The following is a 20,708-nucleotide window of genomic DNA, read 5'->3' on the forward strand; positions in this document are numbered from 1 at the left end:
TTAACCTTTCGTCCTTTATGATAAGGGCGGCAGGTTTTTTTTGTTTTTGTAGATCGATTTATGGAGGATGGACGAATGTCAGAAAATCAAACGACAACTGCAATGCCGACAACTTATGATCCTAAGGCAGCTGAGCAGAAATGGTACGATTACTGGATGCAGGGAAAATTTTTCGAGGCAGGCAAACGACCGGACGCGCAGACGTATACGATTGTTATTCCGCCTCCTAACGTTACCGGAATGCTGCATATCGGGCATGCGTTAGATTTTACCCTACAAGATATTTTAATTAGAACGAAGCGGATGCAAGGTTTCGACACGCTTTGGCTGCCAGGAACTGACCATGCGGGCATCGCGACTCAGACAAGAGTTGAGCAGAAGCTGCGTGAGCAAGGAATTTCGCGCTACGACCTAGGTCGTGAAGCATTCCTAGAGAAAGTATGGGAGTGGAAGGATGAGTACGCAAGTACGATTCGTGATCAATGGTCGAAGATGGGACTTTCCCTCGATTATTCGAGAGAGCGGTTCACTTTGGATGAAGGTCTCTCCAAGGCTGTACGCGAGGTTTTTGTTAAGCTCTATGATAAGGGCTTGATCTATCGCGGCAAAAAAATCATTAACTGGGACCCTACTGCTCGCACAGCTCTTTCAGATATTGAGGTAGAGCATAAGGAAATCAATGGTCATCTGTATCACTTGAAATACCCGCTTAAGGACGGTTCAGGCTTTATAACGGTTGCAACGACACGTCCAGAGACGATGCTCGGCGATACAGCTGTAGCGGTTCATCCAGAGGATGATCGTTACAAGCACTTGATTGGACAAATGATCGTGCTTCCAGTAGTTGGACGCGAAATTCCGATTATTGCAGATGAGTATGTCGATAAGGAATTTGGTTCAGGTGCCGTAAAAATTACGCCTGCGCATGATCCAAATGACTTTGAAGTTGGCGAGCGTCACAGTCTGCCGCAGATCATTGTGATGGATGAGACAGGTACAATGAACGCTGAAGCTGGTCCTTATCAAGGTCTCGACCGTGCGGATTGCCGAAAACAGCTCGTTAAGGATTTGCAGGAGCAAGGGGTATGCGTGGAAATCGAAGATCATGTGCATCAAGTTGGTCACAGTGAGCGCAGCGGCGCCGTTGTTGAGCCATATTTGTCTACACAATGGTTCGTTGCTATGAAACCTCTAGCTGAGGCTGCAATCGCAGCTCAAAAGGCTGGAAAAGGTGTCAACTTCGTACCAGAGAGATTCGAGAAAATATATTTGCACTGGATCGAGAACGTACGCGATTGGTGTATTTCGAGGCAGCTATGGTGGGGTCACCGCATACCGGCTTGGTATGATGAGACGACAGGTGAAACACATGTCTCCCGTGAGAATATGGAAGGCGACCACCTTACCCAAGATAATGACGTGCTTGATACGTGGTTCAGCTCTGCATTATGGCCGTTCTCTACGCTAGGCTGGCCGGATGAAACGAATGACCTGAAACGTTATTACCCAACGGATGTACTCGTAACGGGTTATGACATCATTTACTTCTGGGTATCCCGAATGATCTTCACAGCTCTTGAGTTTACAGAGCAATCTCCGTTTAAGGATGTGCTGATGCACGGGCTTGTTCGTGACTCCGAAGGACAAAAGATGTCCAAGTCGAAGGGCAATGGTGTCGATCCGCTTGAGGTTATCGAGAAATATGGCGCAGATGCTATGCGTTATATGATCTCGACAAGCAGCACGCCAGGACAGGATTTGCGTTTCCGCTGGGAGAAGGTTGAGCAATCGCGCAACTTTGCGAACAAGATTTGGAATGCATCACGCTTCGCGCTGATGAATCTTGAAGGGGTTGAAGCAGCTGATATTGATATCACTGTTAAGCTTGGCACAGCGGATCGCTGGATTTTGCATCGCCTGAATGAAACGGTTCGTGATGTAACACGTCTAATCGACAGCTATGAGTTCGGTGAAACTGGACGTTTATTGTATAATTTCATTTGGGACGATCTTTGCGACTGGTATATTGAGTTCGCTAAGCTTAGTCTTTACAGCACGGATGAAGCAGCTAAAAAAGCTACGCAATCGGTACTTGCTTATGTGCTAGATCGTACACAGCGTCTTATTCACCCGTTCATGCCATATATCAGCGAAGAGATTTGGCAGCATCTGCCTCATGTCGGCGATACGATCACTTTGGCAGAATGGCCGGTTTATGATACTGCGCTTGAAGCGCCGGACGCTGTGAAAGAGATGGAGCTCCTGATGGAGATGATCCGTTCAGTGCGCAATATCCGTGCAGAAGTAAATGTTCCGATGAGCAAAAAGATTGAAATGCTGATTAAGCCTGCTAGTGAGGCAGAAGCTGCTATTATGTCCCGCAACGAAGAATTTATTAAACGTTTCTGCGGTACGTCAAGTCTGGAAACGGGCATGCACATTAGCGCGCCGGACAAAGCAATGACTGCGATCCTAACTGGTGCTGAGATTTATTTGCCGCTTGCCGGTTTGATTGATATTTCACAGGAAATTGCTCGTTTGGAGAAGGAACATCAGCATTTGAATACCGAGGTAGAGCGGATTGAGAAGAAGCTCAGCAATGAAGGTTTTGTGGCAAAAGCGCCAGCCAAGGTAATTGATGAAGAACGCGCCAAAATGAACGATTATGCAGACAAACGCGACAAGGTACTAGCTAGAATTGCGGAATTGCGCGGATAACGCTGCAAAACGGAAGAAGGACGATTAGAATGACGGATCAACAAATAGAGCAGCGGCCAGCAGGGCCGCTGCAATCCTACCGGGAAGCGGTAGATTGGATTACTGGGCTTATTCCTTTTGGTATTCGTCCAGGTCTTGAGCGGATCGAGCAATTGATGGAACGGTTAGATAATCCGCATCGCAGATTAAAGTTTATTCACATTGCGGGAACAAATGGCAAAGGGTCTACTTGTGCTTATTTGACCAGCGTTTTGCTGCGCGGCGGATATGATGTAGGCACATTTACATCACCGTATATAACGAAATTTACGAATCGGTTTCAATATAACGGCATGGATATTGAAGAAGAGACGCTGCTTAGGCTTGCTAATGAGCTGAAACCTCATGTTGAGGATCTTGCTCAGACAGAGCTAGGCTCGCCTACGATGTTTGAAGTATCTACGGCGCTTGCTATCCTATTTTATGCGAAAGTCACTTATCCCGATTATGTTGTGTGGGAGACTGGACTTGGCGGCAGACTTGATGTGACTAATATCGTTCAACCGGTTGTTACCGTAATTACGAATATTGGACATGATCATATGGATAAGCTCGGTGATACGATTGCTGCTGTTGCGAGCGAGAAGGCTGGCATTATTAAAGCAGGAATACCGGTCATTAGCGCGGTTACTCAGCCAGAGGCAATTGAGGTTATTAAACAAGTGGCTGCCGACAAGAAAAGCACGCTATACTTGTTAGGCGAACAGTTCCATGAAACGGCAATCTCGGTTCGTGAGAATGAGCAGACTTTCCGCTTCGAAAATTTGTTCCGCAGCATCGAGCCTTTAACAATAACGCTTAATGGAGCCCATCAACGGACGAATGCAGCGGTTGCTGTCATGACGCTTGAGGTGCTTCGTCAATATAATGCGCTAGTTGTAGAAGATGAAGTGTTATCAGAAGGATTGCAGACGGCTGCATGGCCGGGACGCCTTGAGATGGTTTCTGAGCAGCCTCGTATTTTGATTGATGGCGCACATAATCCAGAAGGTGCGGAGTCACTCGTGGACGCTTTGAAAAATACTTACAAGTATGATCGTTTACATCTTATGATGGGTATGCTGGAGAATAAGAATCATCAGGATGTTCTTAAGCATATACTACCAATAGTGGATACGCTTATTGTGACCGAGCCTGATTATCGAATGAAAAAAGATGCTCCTGCTTTGGCTGATTTGGTACGTGAAATGCGTCAGCAACAGCCAGATCAGTACGCTTTCGAGCTTGTAGTGGAACAGAACTGGCAAGCAGCATTACAAAAACTACAACAGTTAACCGGGGAAACAGACCTTGGAGTCGTGACAGGCACGCTTTATTTAATTGCTGACGTTCGCTCCCGCATTTTGTATGACTCGGATTCTGAAAAAGGTTGGTGAACCGTCTTTGAATACGGCAGAACACGTTCATTTCATCGGAATCGGCGGTTACGGAATGAGTGCCATTGCCCGCGTTATGCTGGAAATGGGCTATAAGGTGACCGGGTCCGATGTCGCACGTCAAGAATTAACAGAGAAGCTTGCAGCAAATGGTGCCAGCATTTATATCGGTCATCAGCCCGAGCATGTGAATGGAGCGGACTTGGTCGTATACTCCACGGCGCTTTCCAAGGATAATGTAGAGCGGAAAGCTGCAGAGGAGCTTAACATTCCTGTTTTGCACCGGTCGCAAATGCTGGCTAGATTGATGAATGCAGGCAAAGGAATCGCGGTAGCCGGCGCACACGGCAAGACGACGACATCTTCAATGATCGCGCTTGTTATGGAATCTTGCGGTGCGGATCCAACCTATATTATCGGTGGAGAAATCGTTAATGTAGGCACAAACGCAAAAGCGGGCAAAGGTGAATACGTCGTAGCGGAAGCGGATGAGAGTGACGGTTCATTCCTCCACTATCACCCTACGCTAGCTATCGTGACGAATATTGAGCCGGATCATCTTGAAAATTATGATGGTGATTTCGGTAAGCTGAAGGCTGCTTATGTGCAGTTTTTGCAACAGGTGAAAGCGGACGGCAAGGCAATTGTATGCGCGGATGACGAGACGGTTAACGAACTGATACCGCAAGTATATAAAGGCAATATTAATTCATCGCAGCTAGTCACTTATGGCATTGACGGCGATGCAGACTATAAAGCTCAAAATGTCGTTCTCGGAGACCGGAAGGTAACCTTTACGATGACGCATAAAGGGGCATTGCTTGGAGATGTGGAGCTATCAGTCCCAGGTCTTCATAATGTGTACAATGCAATGGCTACGGTTATTACATGTCTTGAAGCAGGCTTGTCCTTTGACAAGATTGCTGTTGCGATTCAGTCATTCAGAGGCGCAAAACGGCGCTTCCAGGTGCTTGGAGAAGTTAATGATATTTTGGTCATTGACGATTATGCCCATCATCCGACGGAGATCAGAGCGACAATCAGTGCTGCAAAAGCAACAGGTAAGCGTATTATTGCCGTTTTTCAGCCACAGCGTTATACGCGGACGTTTTTCTTATTCGAGCAATTCAGCCGTGCATTCCCTGAAGCTGATGAGGTAATCATTACCGATATATACTCGCCAGCAGGCGAGTTGCAAATCGAAGGAGTGACATCCCGCAAGCTGGTGGAGCTTATCAAAAGCAACAGCAACGCGAATTCCGAATATATTCCAACCAAAGAAGAAGTGCTTGCATACTTGACTGAGCGGGTCGCACCTGGCGATCTTGTTATCACAATGGGAGCAGGCGACATTTGGAAGGTAGCGGATTCGTTAGCCAAATCGTTGAAATCCAACCAGTAAGCATTTAATGCCCGGCGGTTCCATATTGGAATCATCGGGCATTTTGTATGATTATGAGGTTCTATGTGAAAAAGGATCTGCTGAAGCTCATATAAAATAAATTTATCGATTATCGAATCGATTCAAACTTTCAACTCACACAACTACCTAACTTACTGTTCTGTCCAACACGCACAATTACCCAACTATAACTACCTCAGCTCACTCAACTACTTAATTTACTGTTTTGTCTAACACGCAAATTTCCCAATCCCAACCCCAACCCCATCAGGTAATCCACTAAACTTACACGAAATAGTAAAAGTAACTATGACTATCAAAATTTGTTTAGGTGAGATGTTTTAAAACTTTGTGTGATGAATGGCTACGCCTTATTGAACTACGTTGCAGAAAGTGCAATAGAAACCTGACATGGCGCACCGGATTAGGAGCTACGTTGCAGAAATGCAGTAGAAAAGGCCTTCAGATTGGAAAACGAGGCTGGATGGGGTGAATCTATTGTAAAAACTGCAACGTAGGCGAGTAGGTAGCGGTGAGAGTTGGATTCTATTGCAGAAACTACAACGTAATAAACAAGTTACTGTTAGAAGATTCTTTAGCGTTTACATGAGATACAGATTTGGGAGCAACGCGACAAAAATGAAACAGTATTGGTCTTAAACAGAAATATGAGGTTCAAGTGAGTAGTAATTCTACTGTATTAACACAGCGGAGCCTAGACGTATCTGAATAGGCAGTGGTACGAAAGTGAATCTATCGCAGGAACTACAACTTAACAGAGCGCCAGATCCCTCCATACAAACTCTAACTACTCACCATGCTCGGCCCGAACTTATACTAACTAGGATTTAGAAGCCTCCAGCGGGTCCCAGAGGGATGGAACGCTCCCACGCCACATGAGCTTATGAAAGCCAGTTACGGACAATCATTAGCCCAATGGCGGGTGCCAGAGAGTGTGCAACTAGGCTTAAGGTGGCTTTCAGCATGTCCCAGAGGGACGGAGCTCTCCCACGCCACTGAGCTTATGAAATCCAGTTACGGACAGTCATTAGCCCAATGGAGGGTGCCAGAGGGTGCACTAGGTTAAAGAGGCTTCCAGCGGGTCCCAGAGGGACGGAGCGCTCCCACGCCACATGAGCTTATGAACGTCTGTTACGGGCACTCGTTAGTCCAATTGTGGGTGTCCAGAGGGTGCAACCCTTGGGGCCCTCCCTTGGAAGGGAGGGTTTGGGTGGGTTCGAAAAGCATTTAAATCTATTTAAAGGTAGCCCCGGTCTAAATCTCTTAAATGTCTCATAGATTAATACTAGATGAAAGGGACAAGGAGTGGATGAAATGACTCAGAAAAATCGTATTACTTATCGTTTTGACCGTAATGGCAATGGACAGTCCGTTAACGAAGAAAGCCGCAACGATGACAACCAGCAAGAGGCTCACGATAGTAAAGCAGCTTCCTCTATTAACCCAAGCAACAATTCGAATAAGACGGTTTCAAAGAAAGTTGTTCCCCTATATCCATCTACAGAACAGCATTCGGTCAGCGAAATCAGTCCGTGGAACAGTCCGTTCCAAGAGGATATTGGCGCATTGGAGCAGCTTATTAGAGATGCTGATTCTAAGCCGGTATCAACGCCAAAGCCGGCTCGGCCCAATCCCCCAAAAGAAAAGAAAAAAACGGCCAAACGAGCAGAGATGGATTATCCGTATGAGCAGATTGAGAATCAAAAGCCACACAATGAAAATTATATGGATAGGGATTACGTGCAGGAGCCGCATCAAGCATATGAGGATGAGTTCGTAGATGACGAGATCAGTATAAAAAAAGTTCATTATGCTCGAACGAAGCGTAAGGCGGGAGCGCCATCTTGGTTTAATGTGTTTTTGTCTGTGACAGCTGCGCTCGCTACTGGAGCGCTGTTTGGTTATTTATTGTTGTCATTATTTACGGGTGCAAGCATATGGCCTGGAGGCAATGGTGATAAGCCGGATTCACTGCCGGTGATCGGGGACTCTATCAAAGGGGAAACAGGTAAAGAGCCTATAGTAAGTGAAAATGCGGGCGAGCAGGAAGTGGGACTTGAAAACAAAAACGATCCTGTTGCAAAACCGGATCCAAATATCGCGATGGCTGCACTTAAGGGGCTGGATCGTTCTTATTTCATGCTTCAATTCGGAGTCTTTAGCAATACTGAGGGCAGGGATGCGGCTATGGCACAATTGGCCCTTAAGGGGCTTGCTGGAGCCGCAATGACGAGTGCTTCCGATTATCGCGTATATGTGGGAATGGGCAGTGATCGCAAAGAGGCTCAGGTCATTCGAAATATGATGCCGGAAACAGATCTTTATATTAAGGAAGTAAATATAGTAAATCCAGGAAAAATACCGTTTAAAGGCGATCAAAAGGTGGCTCAAACCTTCTTCGATCAAACGGCTGCACTCGTCCAAATGTTGGATGATTTAACAATAGCTCAGCTTGAACAGCCTACATTATCACCACTGAGCGATGTTGCAGCAGATTCATGGAAAGCCGAGCATCAAAAATGGACAGAAAACGCAGAAACGCTGCGAATAGGTATAGTGGATGCGGATGGTAAGTCGTATCTGGATAAGCTCATTCAAGCGATGAATACGGCAGCCAAAACGATGATCGAGTACGATAAAAAGCCTTCTCAAGCACATTTATGGACGACTCAAGCGGAAGTAATGAAAGTGATTATTACGCAAAAAGAATGGTTTGAGAAGATCAGTGCATTGTAAACGAATAGGTTCATGCGTATAATAGTCTTAGGTGTCAATTCATGACGAGAGGCGTTGAAAGATGAAGAAAAACGGCTGGATTCTTCTCATTTTTATCATACTTGGCTTGTTAGCCGGTGCTCTAGTAGCACGATGGCTGGCTCCAGTTCCCGGCATCTCTTTTTTGACGAACCCGATCGAAACATCATGGTCACCTGCTGTGGATCTATATGTGCTTAGTTTCAACTTATCGCTGCATCTTCAATTCAGCATGATTAGCTTAATTGGAGCCGTTATTGCGATCTGGTTGTACCGCAAAATGTAGAGAATCGGATATTGACGCATGAAGGAAAGCATGAGGGAGCGCAGCATTCAAAATATGGAATTTAAAACATTACGCAACGAAGCAATTAGCCAGCTAGTACTGGCCTCTTCGTCACCGCGCCGGAAGGAACTGGTCGCATCGCTGGACCTTTCTTTGCCGGTTTATATTTTGTCTACTGATACGGATGAAACGATTGAAGCAGGCTGGTCACCATCGCAGGTTGTCGAGCAGCTCAGCCTGCGCAAAGCAAAAGCAGCTATACCTTTATTGCAACAAAAGCAGGAGGTACTGACGTCTTTAATAATTGGTGCGGATACCATTGTAGTTCTTGACGGCGATGTGCTTGGCAAGCCTGTTGACGATGAAGAGGCTAAAGCTATGCTTAGACGACTCCAAGGTCGTGCCCATGAAGTGTACTCAGGTGTTGCTTGCGTTCAGTCTTCTACTGGGGAGGCCTTGGTTGCTCATCGCAAAACAAAGGTGATCATGAAGCCTCTTAGTGAGAATCAAATTGCTAGGTACGTTGCCACTGGCGAGCCGCGGGACAAAGCGGGCTCTTATGGCATACAAGGTCTGGGTGCGACGATTGTAGAGCGAATTGACGGCTGTTATTTCAATGTTGTTGGCTTGCCCTTATCGCTTCTCTCAGACATGCTCGCTACCTATGACATTGCTGTTTTTTAAAAGGGAACTTAATTGATTTCAATCGGATTTTTTTTCTTGAATGTGGCAGGATATGAATAATTCATTTTTCGAAGAGGCGGGATTGGGACATGTTGCCGCAACCTATGATTTTGCGTGATGTCCCCCATGAAGAACGTCCAAGAGAGCGCATGATGAAATATGGGGCAGAAGCACTTAGCCATACCGAATTGCTAGCTATACTGCTGCGCACAGGTACGAAGCGGCAATCCGCCGTACATGTGGCAGGAGCAGTGCTAAAGCAATGCGGCAGCTTGCGAAATTTAATGGATATGAGCATGGAAGAATTAACAGCCATTCGAGGAATTGGCCCGGCAAAGGCGATTCAGCTTCGTGCCGGCATTGAACTGGGAAGAAGAATAACCCGGAGTCAACTTGGTGAAGCGGTTATCGTGCGCAAGCCGCAGGATGCTGCTGACTTTGTGATGGAAGAGCTCCGTTATTTGAAGAAGGAGCACTTCGTATGTTTATTTCTAAACACGAAGAATCACATTATGGCCCGTGAAACCTTATCTGTCGGTACGCTCAATGCATCGCTTGTTCATCCTCGAGAAGTATTTCGTGCAGCTATTTCGCGTAACAGCGCATCTATCATTTGTGTTCATAATCACCCAAGCGGCGATCCTACGCCTAGCCCGGAAGACATTGCGTTAACGGGACGTCTGGCGGAAGCTGGACAGCTAATCGGAATAGAAGTACTTGACCATTTGGTTATCGGAGACGGAAGATACGTAAGTTTGAAGGAACAAGGTCATATGTAATATAATAAAGTGATGTGGCAATTAGAAGGGAGCAAGAACATGTTTGGTGGTTTTTCGAAAGATTTGGGTATTGATTTAGGGACAGCGAATACGCTGGTATTCGTAAAGGGAAAAGGAATTGTGGTAAGGGAGCCTTCGGTGGTGGCCCTTCGTACAGATACAAAAACAATTGAAGCAGTAGGCGAGCAAGCTAAAAAAATGATCGGTAGAACGCCTGGCAATATTCGTGCTGTTCGTCCAATGAAAGATGGCGTTATCGCTGATTTCGAAACAACAGCAACGATGATTAAATATTTTATTCGCCAAGCCCAGAAGCAGCGCTCTTTATTTCCGCGTCATCCGAACGTAATGGTTTGCGTGCCGTCAGGAATTACAGCAGTTGAGAAACGTGCTGTTGAGGATGCTACTAAGCAAGCTGGAGCTCGTGAAGCCTATACGATTGAAGAACCGTTCGCAGCAGCTATCGGTGCGGATCTGCCTGTATGGGAGCCAACTGGCAGCATGGTAGTTGATATTGGCGGAGGAACGACAGAGGTTGCTGTAATTTCATTAGGCGGAATCGTTACAGCAAGATCCATTCGTGTAGCTGGTGACGAGATGGATGAAGCGGTTATTCAATATATTAAAAGACAATACAACCTTATGATCGGGGAAAGAACATCCGAGCAGTTGAAGATGGAGATAGGTTCGGCGCTTCCTCTAGATCGTCCTGAAACAATTGAAATTCGTGGACGCGATCTCGTATCGGGATTGCCAAAAACACTTGCGATTACATCCGATGAGATAACGGAAGCATTGGCGGATACGGTGAACGCTATCGTTGATGCAGTCAAAGTAACGCTTGAGAAATGTCCGCCGGAGCTATCTGCAGATATTATGGACCGGGGTATCGTACTTACGGGTGGAGGCGCCTTGCTGCGCAACCTGGACAAGCTGCTGCAAAGAGAGACTGGAATGCCAGTCATCGTTGCTGATAATCCGCTTGATTGTGTAGCAATCGGCACAGGCCGCTCACTTGATAACATTCATTTATTTAAGGCAAGAAGCTCAGCATCTCGTTCGAGACGCTAAATAAGGTCCGCAGGGGAAACGGATATGAAATGGGCAGGTGGTCGAGCTGTTTAAGCTAATGCGAAATAAGCGAATGTTTATGCTTATGATCGGGTTTATTTTGTGCATAGCGGTCATCGGCTTCTCGCTAAGCGATCGCAAGGAATTAACATGGCCGGAAAAATTTCTGAAGGATTCGGCAGCATACGTGCAGCAATGGTTCTACAAGCCCGCTGGTTATATAGCGGGCTTCTTCGAGGATATCGGCAATTTACGTACGATTTATGAAGAAAATGAGCAGCTGCGCACTACTGTCGCTGCCTATTCTCGCGATAAGATTACGTACAATTTCGTAGAGAAAGAGAATGAGCGCCTAAAGGCTGACCTTAAGTTCACGGAACGCCAGAAGGAAATGTATAATTATAATTATTTGATTGCGCAGGTCGTGTCTATCAGCAATGATGCAAACAATCGGACCATGACGATTAATTTAGGTTCCAAAAATGGCATCAAACCAAATATGGCTGTAACGACCATTGATGGTTTGATCGGTCTCGTAAGCTCGGTAACTCCTTTTACAGCAGCGGTTACGCCAATTACAGAACTAGATGAAGCATCGCCTACATTCAACTCCATTGCAGTAACAGTTATGGGACGAGAGAATGAATCTTTCGGTATTTTAAGCAGCTACAACAAGGAAACATCCAGGATCGTTATGACGAAAATTGCTGAAGATGATAAAATAGATATTCAAGATACCGTTATAACGTCAGGTCTAGGCGGTATTTATCCAAGAGGTCTCGTTGTCGGAACGGTTGAAAACAAGCAGCTTGGTGATTTCGGTCTTACCTATAACGCTGCGGTTAAGCTTTCGGCAAGCTTTGATCATTTAACTGAGGTGTTCGTTGTTCAGGTGCCTGCATTGGAGGAAGCCGAGAAATGAGATTGAACCGAATTATCCTGCTCATGTTGCTCTTGTTCGTTATCGAGGGAGCAGTGATGCCGTGGATTATTCCAGCTGGCTTCGGTCAACGGATCATTCCTCACTTTGTATTTGTAATGGTCATTTTCTCTGGTCTCTATAGCAGAAGGCATCTAGCGCTAATGCTTGGCATAAGTTTCGGAATGCTTCAGGATGTTGTGTATTTTGGTCATCTGCTAGGCATTAATGCCTTTATTATGGGTTTAATGGGTTATTTTACGGGGGTTTTGCTGGAGCATCGCCGTTCAACGCTCTTGATGGCTATATCAATTATTGGTTTTGCTTGTCTCTTGTATGATAGCGTCATATATTTTATATACAAAGTTTTTCGGATTACGAATGAAAGCTATGCATGGGCACTCATTGATCATATCCTTCCTAGTTTATTTTTACAGCTGGCGTTTGCACTCCTGTGTTATGTACCGGTAAGAAAATGGTTTGAAGGGCAGACAAAGGTGAAGGCAGAGAAGGACGAGGAATAAAATATTGATGCAGGCAGGATTTTGCCCAGCTTAGCAAGAATCCATTAGGTTGGGGAGGGACGAACGTGACCGATAAGCAGCATATTATTATTAAGGGTGTAAAAGAAGGTCTCGTGTTCCTTCTCGACGATAAATGTGAATTTGCGACGCTTCTAGATGAATTGCAATACAAGCTGGAGAAGACGCATCAGCAGTTGCTCGCAGGTCCACTTGTTCACGTTCAGGTGAAGCTCGGATCCAGGCACATATCTGATGATGATAAAGATCGCATCAAAAACGTGATACGATCACAAGGAAACCTGATGGTTCAATCTGTTGAGTCTGAAGCGCCGAAGATCGATCCTCAGTTAGAACAGCAACCTACTCTGCAAGTGCTCACATCTATTATACGCTCGGGTCAGACCTATGAGCATGATGGGGATTTACTTTTAATCGGCGATTTGAATCCAGGCGGGACGTTAGTGTGCACAGGTGACATTTATGTGCTGGGCGCCTTGCGCGGCACCGCGCATGCAGGGGTTGGCGGACGGACTGACGTCATTATTGCGACATCGCTTATGCGTCCAACTCAGCTTCGCATTGCGGATGTCATCAGCAGACCGCCAGAAGAATGGATGACCGGCGATGCCTCTATGGAGTTCGCCTTCCTAAGCGAAGGCCGAATGCAAATTGACAAGCTAGCGCAATTATTCCGCATACGGCATAATCCTATAATGTTTAAAGGAGTGTAAAGCATGGGAGAAGCGATTGTTGTAACATCAGGTAAAGGCGGCGTCGGCAAGACGACGACCTCGGCAAACCTGGGTACCGCGCTAGCTTTACTTGGTAAGAAGGTATGCATGGTTGATACAGATATCGGACTTCGCAATCTAGATGTGGTGATGGGGCTTGAAAATCGAATCATCTATGATTTGGTTGATGTTGCCGAGGGTCGCTGCCGCTTGAATCAGGCGCTCGTAAAGGACAAGCGTTTTGAAGAACTTTATATGCTTCCTGCCGCACAGACGAAGGATAAGGATTCTGTTACGCCTGAACAGGTTCGGAATATGATTTTAGAGCTCAAGAAAGAGCATGACTACGTTATTATAGATTGCCCAGCTGGGATCGAACACGGTTTTCGAAACGCGATTGCGGGAGCTGACCGGGCTATTGTGATCACTACACCGGAAAACGCTGCGGTGCGTGATGCCGATCGTGTAATCGGGCTGCTTGAGCAAGAGAAAATACCGAGTAAGCTCATCATCAACCGCATTCGTCAAAATATGATGAAAACCGGTGAAATGCTTGATATCGATGAAATTTGTCAAGTACTGGCAGTTGATCTAATCGGGATCGTTCCTGATGACGAGAAAGTTATTTCTGCCGCTAACAGCGGAGAGCCGACGGTAATGAATCCGGCTTCACGTGCCGCAATCGCCTATCGAAACATTGCACGCCGTATACTCGGCGACATGGTTCCACTCATGCTGCTCGATGAGAAGGCGGGAGCGTTCAAACGTTTCCGTAAGTTCCTTGGAATAGGATGATTACGACTTGCTTAACAAAATAAAAAAGTTGGATTGGGGTATTTTGATAATCTTAGTACTCCTCATGATTTTCAGTACCCTTCTCATTCATAGTGCAACTGCAAATTTCCCGAAATATGCCGGATCTGAGTTTAAACAACTCAAGTTTTACGGATTGGGCTTTTTCGTTGCTATCGCTGCTACCTTATTTGATTATCGTATTGTGCTAAAGAGCTGGCATGTCCTTTACGGCATCGGGGTTGTATTGTTAATTCTAGTATATTTTTTTGGTGCGGTTATCAATGGTGCCAGAGGATGGTTTCAGTTTGGAAGCTTTTCGTTTCAACCAGCGGAAATGGTCAAAATCATACTCATTATCGGGATCGCTTATATTATGGGACGTCGACAGGGTGATCGGTTGACGTTTTCTCGAGACTTGCTTCCGATAGCTGCCTTTGCTTTTTTACCGTTTTTGCTCGTTATGATTCAGCCTGATCTCGGCAATGCGATCATCTACGTTGTTATCGTATTAGGGATGTTGTGGATTGGCAATGTAAAGTATACTCATGTCGTTGCAGGTCTTGGGGTTGTTATTGTTGGTTTAGTTCTTTTTGTTTCTCTGTTCAATACATTTAACCAACAAATTTTCACTTTCTTGAACGATAACGAAATGGGACACTGGCATAAAAGGATTAATACGTTTATCAATCCTGAGACAGCCACGGCTGATGATAGTCATCAATCGGAAAACGCGCAAATCGCAATCGGCTCTGGGGGTTTAAATGGAGACGGATATTTGCAAGGCGATATGAAAAATGGCGGATTCGTTCCTTATCCGTATTCAGATTCAATCTTCGTTGTTGTTGGAGAGGAATTCGGGTTTCAAGGCGCAGCGATACTACTGCTTCTTTATTTTCTGCTCATTTATCGAATGATCATTATAGCCTTTAAATGTTATGATTTGCGAGCCTCATATATCGTTATTGGAATAGTATCGATGTATGTGTTCCAGGTGTTCCAGAACATTGGAATGATGATTGGAATTATGCCAATAACGGGAATAACATTGCCTTTTATAAGCTATGGAGGCACATCTCTACTTCTCAATATGTTGTCAATCGGGCTCGTGTTTAGCATAAAGGCCCATCAAGAAAAATACGAGATGGCTGATTAAAATATAAGTCAAGCTAGGAAGCTGCTACTGAAACGGATGTCATCCGATCGGGGTGGCTTTTTTTTATGAGCAATAGCGCTCGCATACTTGTCTCATTCCCCACATATCCATGTATAAAGGAACAAGCTGTCCCAAGGATGATGGAAGCGGGGGAACATGAGATGCTAATGAAGGATAATGAGAAACGGCGCAATCAGCAGAAAAATCAACTTGCAGGGGGTCGACAATCTCCATCGGCGCAGGAGGATCTGTATTCAGACCCGCGCATGCCATACAAACACGAATATTTTGATGAAGACGAGGTAGAAGAGCTCGACCCAGAGGTCGTTTGGAAAACTAACCCGAATCCTTGGGATAATTGGAAAGAGGACAAAGGGTTCATAGATAAGCGAAGATTTGTGAAAGGGCCTGATCTTTCGAATCATAATGAACCGGGATCAGGCGGAGGGAAAAATAATCATACGTTTGGCAAGGAACTGAAATGGAAATTGGGAATCGCGTTATTGTTATTTGGTGCGGTATGGGCGATGTTTCGTTACGACACGGTATACACACTCAAGGGACAAGCGCTCGTTAAACAAGCACTTACGGATGAGATCGATTTTGCAGCAGCTGCTGCGTGGTACAAGGAAACTTTTGCCGGTGCTCCTTCTTTTATACCTATCTTTCAGGACAACTCTGAAGATGTAGTAGGCGCGGATGGGACGGTAAAGCTGCCGATTGTGACGCCATTGCAAGGGGGATCACTTATACGGACCTTTGCGGAGCTGCTGAACGGAATAGAGCTTGCTGGTAGCTCTGAAGCAGAGGTCGTAGCCGCAGAAACGGGGCGCGTACTGCTATTGTCAGATCAAAGCGACCAAGGTTCTACGATAGTGATCCAGCATGTTAATCAACGCGTAACGGTATATGGAATGCTTGGGAAAACCAATGTTAAAGTAAATGATTGGGTTGAGGCAGGCGATTCGATCGGCAACCTGTTGAAATCAGAAGGTACGCAGCCCAGCCTGCTATATTTTGCTGTAAAACAAGATAACTTGTATATCGATCCAGTGGGCGTGATACCGATTGATTAAATGGAAAGGGATCCTATGGTCGGTCCATCCCCTGTTCGTAATCATTATGCTTGGGTCGGTCATGACGGGCTACTTTGCCGAGCTCATCACATTGTTCCTACTTGTGCTTGTCCATGAGATTGGTCATGTCATTGTAGCGCGGGGCTATGGCTGGACGATAAAAGAAGTAAAGCTGCTGCCCTTCGGCGGAGTTGTAGAGGTAGAGGAAGCTGGCGGCGTACCCGCAAAAGAAGAAGCAATCGTAGCTATTGCGGGTCCTTTGCAAAATGTTTGGATGGGACTAGCTGCTTGGGGCTGCGGACAGCTAGGTTTATGGGACCCTGAGTGGGCTGAATATGTGTGGAAGGCAAATGTAATGATCGGCATGTTTAATTTACTGCCTATTCACCCACTTGATGGGGGGAAGCTGCTGCAGGCGACCTTAAGCTACACGGTCAACTATTATAAGATGCTTATTTGGTCCGCTCGCGTCAGCCTATTGTTCAGTATGCTTATGATCATCGTTTCTTTTCTTCCGTGGCTTGTATACAAGGACGGTGTGCAGCTCAATCTGTTGATTGTCGGCATATTTCTTGTCATGACGAATTGGACGTATTACCGCAACGTTCCGTTTTTGTTTTATCGTTTTTTGCTATACCGCGAACGAATTACTTTGCAAGCTTTGAAACTCGGGCACATCGCAAGTCCGATTATTGTAAGCGGCAAGCAGTCGATCATTTCCGTAGCGAGGCTTTTCCAAAGGGAACGATATCATTTAATTTATATGGTTGAGGCACACAGCAAAGAGGTCAGAGTGCTGCCGGAGCAGAAAATTGTCGAGGGTTGTTTGTCCGAAAATAATCCGAATCGTGCAGTGTCCGAACTTTTCAGTTAAAATAGATGAAAAGCGTACGGGCAGGTGATATTCAGAAATGAAGCAAATGTTGATGCACGTAAATGGTGAAATGCTGCAAACCGCTGTACTTGAAAATGGCCGACTAGTTGAATTTTTTATGGAAAAATCAAAAGCAAGCAGTTTGGTTGGCAATGTGTATAAAGGACGTGTCGTGAACGTTTTGCCAGGCATGCAAGCGGCATTCGTAGATGTCGGACTAACTAAAAATGCATTTTTGTACATAGATGAGCTGCTCCATCCTCATTTGGAAAAACAACCCGCAGAAAAGCCGCTCATTCAGAATATAGTTAAACCTGGACAGGAATTACTGGTACAAGTAATGAAAGAGCCGCTGGGAGGCAAAGGAGCCCGTGTAACCACACATTTCTCGCTGCCTGGCCGCTTTCTTGTTTATATGCCAAATGCTGATTATATCGGCGTTTCTAAGAAGATTAGCACTGAAAGCGAGCGAGCTCGTTTACGCGCGATTGGTGAGAATCTAAGGGAGCTGGAGGAAGGCATTATTTTACGTACGGCGGCTGGAGCTGAAAGTGAGCTGTCTTTGCATGCCGATGTCTCTGGGTTAAGAGAGATTTGGCAAGGCATTGCTGAACGCAGCCAAGAAGCGAGTGCGCCAAGTGAGCTGCATAGAGAGGCAGGCTTGATGCGGCGAGCTGTAAGGGACACGTTAACGATGGATATGGATGAAATTTGGATAGACGATGCGGAAAGATTTGATGAAGCATCAGCACTGCTCGAGGAGATGACACCTCAGCTGCGCGAGCGGCTAAAGTGCTTCGAGTCTAGGCAAGGCATTTCCTTGTTTGATACGTACCGAGTGACGGAGCAGGTGACGAGGGCATTCGATCAAAAAATCTCACTTACCTGCGGAGGCTATCTCATTTGGGAAGAGACGGAAGCATTGACGGTCATTGATGTGAACACGGGCAGATTTATCGGGACCTCTGGCCTTGAGGACACCGTATTTCGCACGAATATGGAAGCAGCAGACGAAATCGCGAGATTGCTTCGAGTTAGAGATGTAGGCGGCATTATTATTATTGATTTTATTGATATGGAGCAGGATAACCACCGTGAACAGGTGATGCAGAGACTCGTAGAGAAGTCGCGCAATGATCAAACGAAATGTACGATCTTAGGCTGGACAAAGCTGGGATTAATAGAAATGACGCGTAAAAAGGCTCGTGAGAATGCTGTCCAACAACTGATCGAGCGCTGTGAGAGTTGCGGAGCGCATTTAAAATGATTAGAGTTGTATAAATAGTTTTAAATTTCTTGGTGGATGAATTGATATAGCTTGCATAGTATGGTACAATCTTTGGGTGTGTGTCTCGTACCTCATTGGAATGGGACGTACAAGTACCGCTCCGATTGGGTAAATAAGCGTTTACGGCTCATGCCGTGAGCCACCTGAATTAGGCGAGTCTTCGAAAATAAGGAGGTGCACCAACAATGTTCGCAATTATCGTAACTGGCGGCAAGCAATACAAAGTTCAGGAAGGCGATGTTATCTACATCGAAAAACTGGATTCTGAAGCAGGCGAAAGCGTAACGTTTGATCGTGTTTTGGCGGTTTCTAAAGGTGACGGTCTTGTAACTGGAACTCCGGTTGTTTCCGGCGCTACAGTAACAGGCAAAGTCGAGAAACAAGGCAAAGGCCAAAAAATCATCGTTTACAAATACAAAGCCAAAAAGAACTATCGTCGTAAGCAAGGTCATCGTCAACCGTTTACAAAAGTAACAATCGAGAAAATCCAAGCGTAAGAGGAATTTCTATGATAACAGTTACCTTTGTACGAAGAGCCGCTGACAGACGTATCGTATCTTTTGCGGTCGAAGGACATGCTAAATATGCGAAACCCGGCAAAGATATCGTTTGTGCGGGTGTATCAGCCATTTCGGTTGGTACCGTTAACGCGATCGAAGCTCTTGCAGGAGAGGAGCTCCCTGCCAAGATGAAGAACGGCTGGCTATCGTCGGATATTCCGACGCTTGCAGACGAGGCTTCGGATGGTCGGATGCAGCTGCTGCTGGAATCGATGGCGGTTATGCTTGACACTATTGCAAAATCATACGGCAAGCATGTCGTCATTCATGAACATCTTAATGCGTAAGCGTTCGGAGTAGGTTTGTTTCACAAACCTTAAGTTCATGCTTACGAAGCAGGTTTGCTCACCAATCCTTTAGAAGGAGGGAATAACTATGTTGAAACTGAATCTTCAGCTCTTCGCTTCGAAGAAAGGTGTAGGTTCCACTAGAAACGGACGTGACTCACAGTCGAAACGCCTTGGCGCTAAACGTGCTGACGGTCAAACCGTATCTGCTGGAAGCATTTTGTTTCGCCAACGCGGAACAAAAATTCACCCAGGAACTAACGTAGGCATCGGGAAAGACGATACGCTTTATGCAAAAGTAGAAGGCGTAGTGAAGTTCGAACGTTGGGGACGCGACCGCAAAAAAGTGAGCGTGTATCCAGCTGTTCTTGCTCCGGTAGCTGCAGCAGTAGAAGCTTAATACAACCTAATATATGCAACAAGCCCCGGCCTGCATCGCTTGGCCGGGTTTTTTTATTCCATGGTTGATGACCGTAGGACGGCCGCATGATATACTGGATAAGCGAGCAAAAACGCTTTCAGAGTCTTTAGACGATGAAGTAGCTTTGACGGGGAAATATAAGCCGTTTATTAGGAAACTTACTTATAAATGCTTATATTTTCGGGAAATACGACGAAAGTAGGTTTAATCAATGGGACGCTTAACAAAGGCGAAATATTACGTGGCAGCAACAATCGTATTGCCATCTGCTGCTGTATTTATTTGGCCCAATCAAGTGTGGTTAACTGCTGTCTTTCTCGTTTGGCTTATAGCTGTTGCGACTTACTGGATACGAACGGAAAGAAAAGAGCACGCAGAGCAGACTACGCGGACGATTCACTCGTTGCAAAATTCTGCCATACGAACTCTCAATCATCATCGTCATGACTGGATGAACGACCTGCAAGTCGTGTTTGGTTATATTAGGCTAAAAAAGCTGGATAAAGCCGTCGAGTTTGTGGAGAAAATAAGTGAACGGATGGCTGTGGAGAGTAGTATATCCAAGCTGGGTGTTCCATCTCTGATTAGTTATATCCAATCGTTTCGTACGATAACGAATGCGCTGGAATTGCAAGTTGTCATTAAAGGCGATATTCATTTAAACGAAATAACGGCAGAAGCCGATCAAATAGCCGAAACGCTCATTCATACGATTAACGCATATCGGTTTGCGGCGAAGCCTGGCTATGGTGATGCTGCTGTTCTTACGCTGGAGCTATCGCTAGATGAGGATGCACTGTATGCAACTTTCTATTATGATGGCGAACTAATGAATGAACAGCAATGGAAGCAAAAAATACAACAGCATTTGGTAGGCGCGCCAATGCAGCCGATCAACTTCGAGCAACCGTATGCAAAGGTGTTGCTGAGGGCGGAAATGCGCGCATGAA

General features: G+C 45.7%; 20 protein-coding genes and 2 other annotated features (1 of these 22 running past the window's edge). All 20 genes read left to right on the forward strand.

Features of this window, described 5'->3' with window-relative positions:
- Positions 1-19, forward strand: a binding site (T-box leader); it begins 222 nt to the left of the window's first position.
- Between the two features lie 56 nt (positions 20-75).
- The gene (locus tag AC787_RS22470; protein WP_054027225.1) at positions 76-2,718 is read left to right on the forward strand and encodes a valine--tRNA ligase; all 2,643 of its coding nucleotides are present in this window, start codon (positions 76-78) and stop codon (positions 2,716-2,718) included.
- A gap of 29 nt (positions 2,719-2,747) precedes the next feature.
- Positions 2,748-4,133 carry a bifunctional folylpolyglutamate synthase/dihydrofolate synthase gene (locus tag AC787_RS22475; RefSeq protein WP_054027226.1) on the forward strand — a complete coding sequence of 462 codons (1,386 nt, stop codon included), beginning with the start codon at positions 2,748-2,750 and terminating at the stop codon, positions 4,131-4,133.
- A 7-nt stretch (positions 4,134-4,140) separates the two neighbouring features.
- Positions 4,141-5,535, forward strand: coding sequence for a UDP-N-acetylmuramate--L-alanine ligase (murC, locus tag AC787_RS22480; RefSeq protein ID WP_054027227.1), 1,395 nt, complete (start codon positions 4,141-4,143; stop codon positions 5,533-5,535).
- A 1,335-nt stretch (positions 5,536-6,870) separates the two neighbouring features.
- On the forward strand, positions 6,871-8,292 hold the full coding sequence (locus AC787_RS22485; protein WP_054027228.1) for an SPOR domain-containing protein: 1,422 nt from the start codon (positions 6,871-6,873) through the stop codon (positions 8,290-8,292).
- Between the two features lie 61 nt (positions 8,293-8,353).
- Complete coding sequence (locus AC787_RS22490; RefSeq protein WP_054027229.1) at positions 8,354-8,596, forward strand: DUF4321 domain-containing protein; 243 nt, start codon at positions 8,354-8,356, stop codon at positions 8,594-8,596.
- A 54-nt stretch (positions 8,597-8,650) separates the two neighbouring features.
- Entirely contained in the window at positions 8,651-9,280 is a 630-nt protein-coding gene (locus AC787_RS22495; protein ID WP_054028145.1) for a Maf family protein, read from the forward strand.
- Between the two features lie 89 nt (positions 9,281-9,369).
- Positions 9,370-10,059 (forward strand): RadC family protein, encoded by a 690-nt coding sequence (gene radC, locus AC787_RS22500; protein WP_054027230.1) that lies wholly within the window; start codon positions 9,370-9,372, stop codon positions 10,057-10,059.
- Between the two features lie 39 nt (positions 10,060-10,098).
- A complete protein-coding gene (locus AC787_RS22505) occupies positions 10,099-11,130 on the forward strand; it encodes a rod shape-determining protein (protein ID WP_054027231.1) in 1,032 nt (343 codons plus the stop codon).
- 58 nt (positions 11,131-11,188) lie between these two features.
- On the forward strand, positions 11,189-12,052 hold the full coding sequence (gene mreC / locus AC787_RS22510; RefSeq protein ID WP_054028146.1) for a rod shape-determining protein MreC: 864 nt from the start codon (positions 11,189-11,191) through the stop codon (positions 12,050-12,052).
- Entirely contained in the window at positions 12,049-12,573 is a 525-nt protein-coding gene (mreD, locus tag AC787_RS22515) for a rod shape-determining protein MreD (protein ID WP_054027232.1), read from the forward strand. Before mreC ends, mreD begins: the two co-directional genes overlap by 4 nt.
- A 65-nt stretch (positions 12,574-12,638) precedes the next feature.
- Positions 12,639-13,304, forward strand: coding sequence for a septum site-determining protein MinC (locus AC787_RS22520; RefSeq protein WP_054027233.1), 666 nt, complete (start codon positions 12,639-12,641; stop codon positions 13,302-13,304).
- 3 nt (positions 13,305-13,307) lie between these two features.
- The gene (gene minD, locus AC787_RS22525; RefSeq protein ID WP_054027234.1) at positions 13,308-14,099 is read left to right on the forward strand and encodes a septum site-determining protein MinD; all 792 of its coding nucleotides are present in this window, start codon (positions 13,308-13,310) and stop codon (positions 14,097-14,099) included.
- Between the two features lie 7 nt (positions 14,100-14,106).
- Positions 14,107-15,252: an FtsW/RodA/SpoVE family cell cycle protein gene (locus tag AC787_RS22530; RefSeq protein WP_054027235.1), complete on the forward strand. Its 1,146-nt coding sequence runs from the start codon at positions 14,107-14,109 to the stop codon at positions 15,250-15,252.
- A gap of 65 nt (positions 15,253-15,317) precedes the next feature.
- Positions 15,318-16,328 (forward strand): M23 family metallopeptidase, encoded by a 1,011-nt coding sequence (locus AC787_RS22535; protein WP_082361044.1) that lies wholly within the window; start codon positions 15,318-15,320, stop codon positions 16,326-16,328.
- Positions 16,321-17,202, forward strand: a complete 882-nt coding sequence (locus tag AC787_RS22540) for a M50 family metallopeptidase (protein ID WP_054027237.1) — start codon at positions 16,321-16,323, stop codon at positions 17,200-17,202. Before AC787_RS22535 ends, AC787_RS22540 begins: the two co-directional genes overlap by 8 nt.
- Positions 17,203-17,239: 37 nt before the next feature.
- Entirely contained in the window at positions 17,240-18,469 is a 1,230-nt protein-coding gene (locus AC787_RS22545; protein ID WP_054027238.1) for an Rne/Rng family ribonuclease, read from the forward strand.
- A 101-nt stretch (positions 18,470-18,570) separates the two neighbouring features.
- Positions 18,571-18,660 (forward strand) — a sequence feature (ribosomal protein L21 leader region).
- Positions 18,661-18,675: 15 nt separating this feature from the next.
- On the forward strand, positions 18,676-18,987 hold the full coding sequence (gene rplU / locus AC787_RS22550; RefSeq protein ID WP_053374798.1) for a 50S ribosomal protein L21: 312 nt from the start codon (positions 18,676-18,678) through the stop codon (positions 18,985-18,987).
- Positions 18,988-18,998: 11 nt separating this feature from the next.
- Positions 18,999-19,337 (forward strand): ribosomal-processing cysteine protease Prp, encoded by a 339-nt coding sequence (locus tag AC787_RS22555; protein ID WP_054027239.1) that lies wholly within the window; start codon positions 18,999-19,001, stop codon positions 19,335-19,337.
- Between the two features lie 88 nt (positions 19,338-19,425).
- Positions 19,426-19,737, forward strand: coding sequence for a 50S ribosomal protein L27 (rpmA, locus tag AC787_RS22560; protein WP_054027240.1), 312 nt, complete (start codon positions 19,426-19,428; stop codon positions 19,735-19,737).
- Positions 19,738-19,969: 232 nt separating this feature from the next.
- Complete coding sequence (locus tag AC787_RS22565; protein WP_054027241.1) at positions 19,970-20,707, forward strand: Spo0B domain-containing protein; 738 nt, start codon at positions 19,970-19,972, stop codon at positions 20,705-20,707.
- Position 20,708 lies beyond the last annotated feature (1 nt).

Source organism: Bacillus sp. FJAT-28004 (genome assembly GCF_001280845.1).
GTDB lineage: Bacteria > Bacillota > Bacilli > Paenibacillales > Paenibacillaceae > Pristimantibacillus.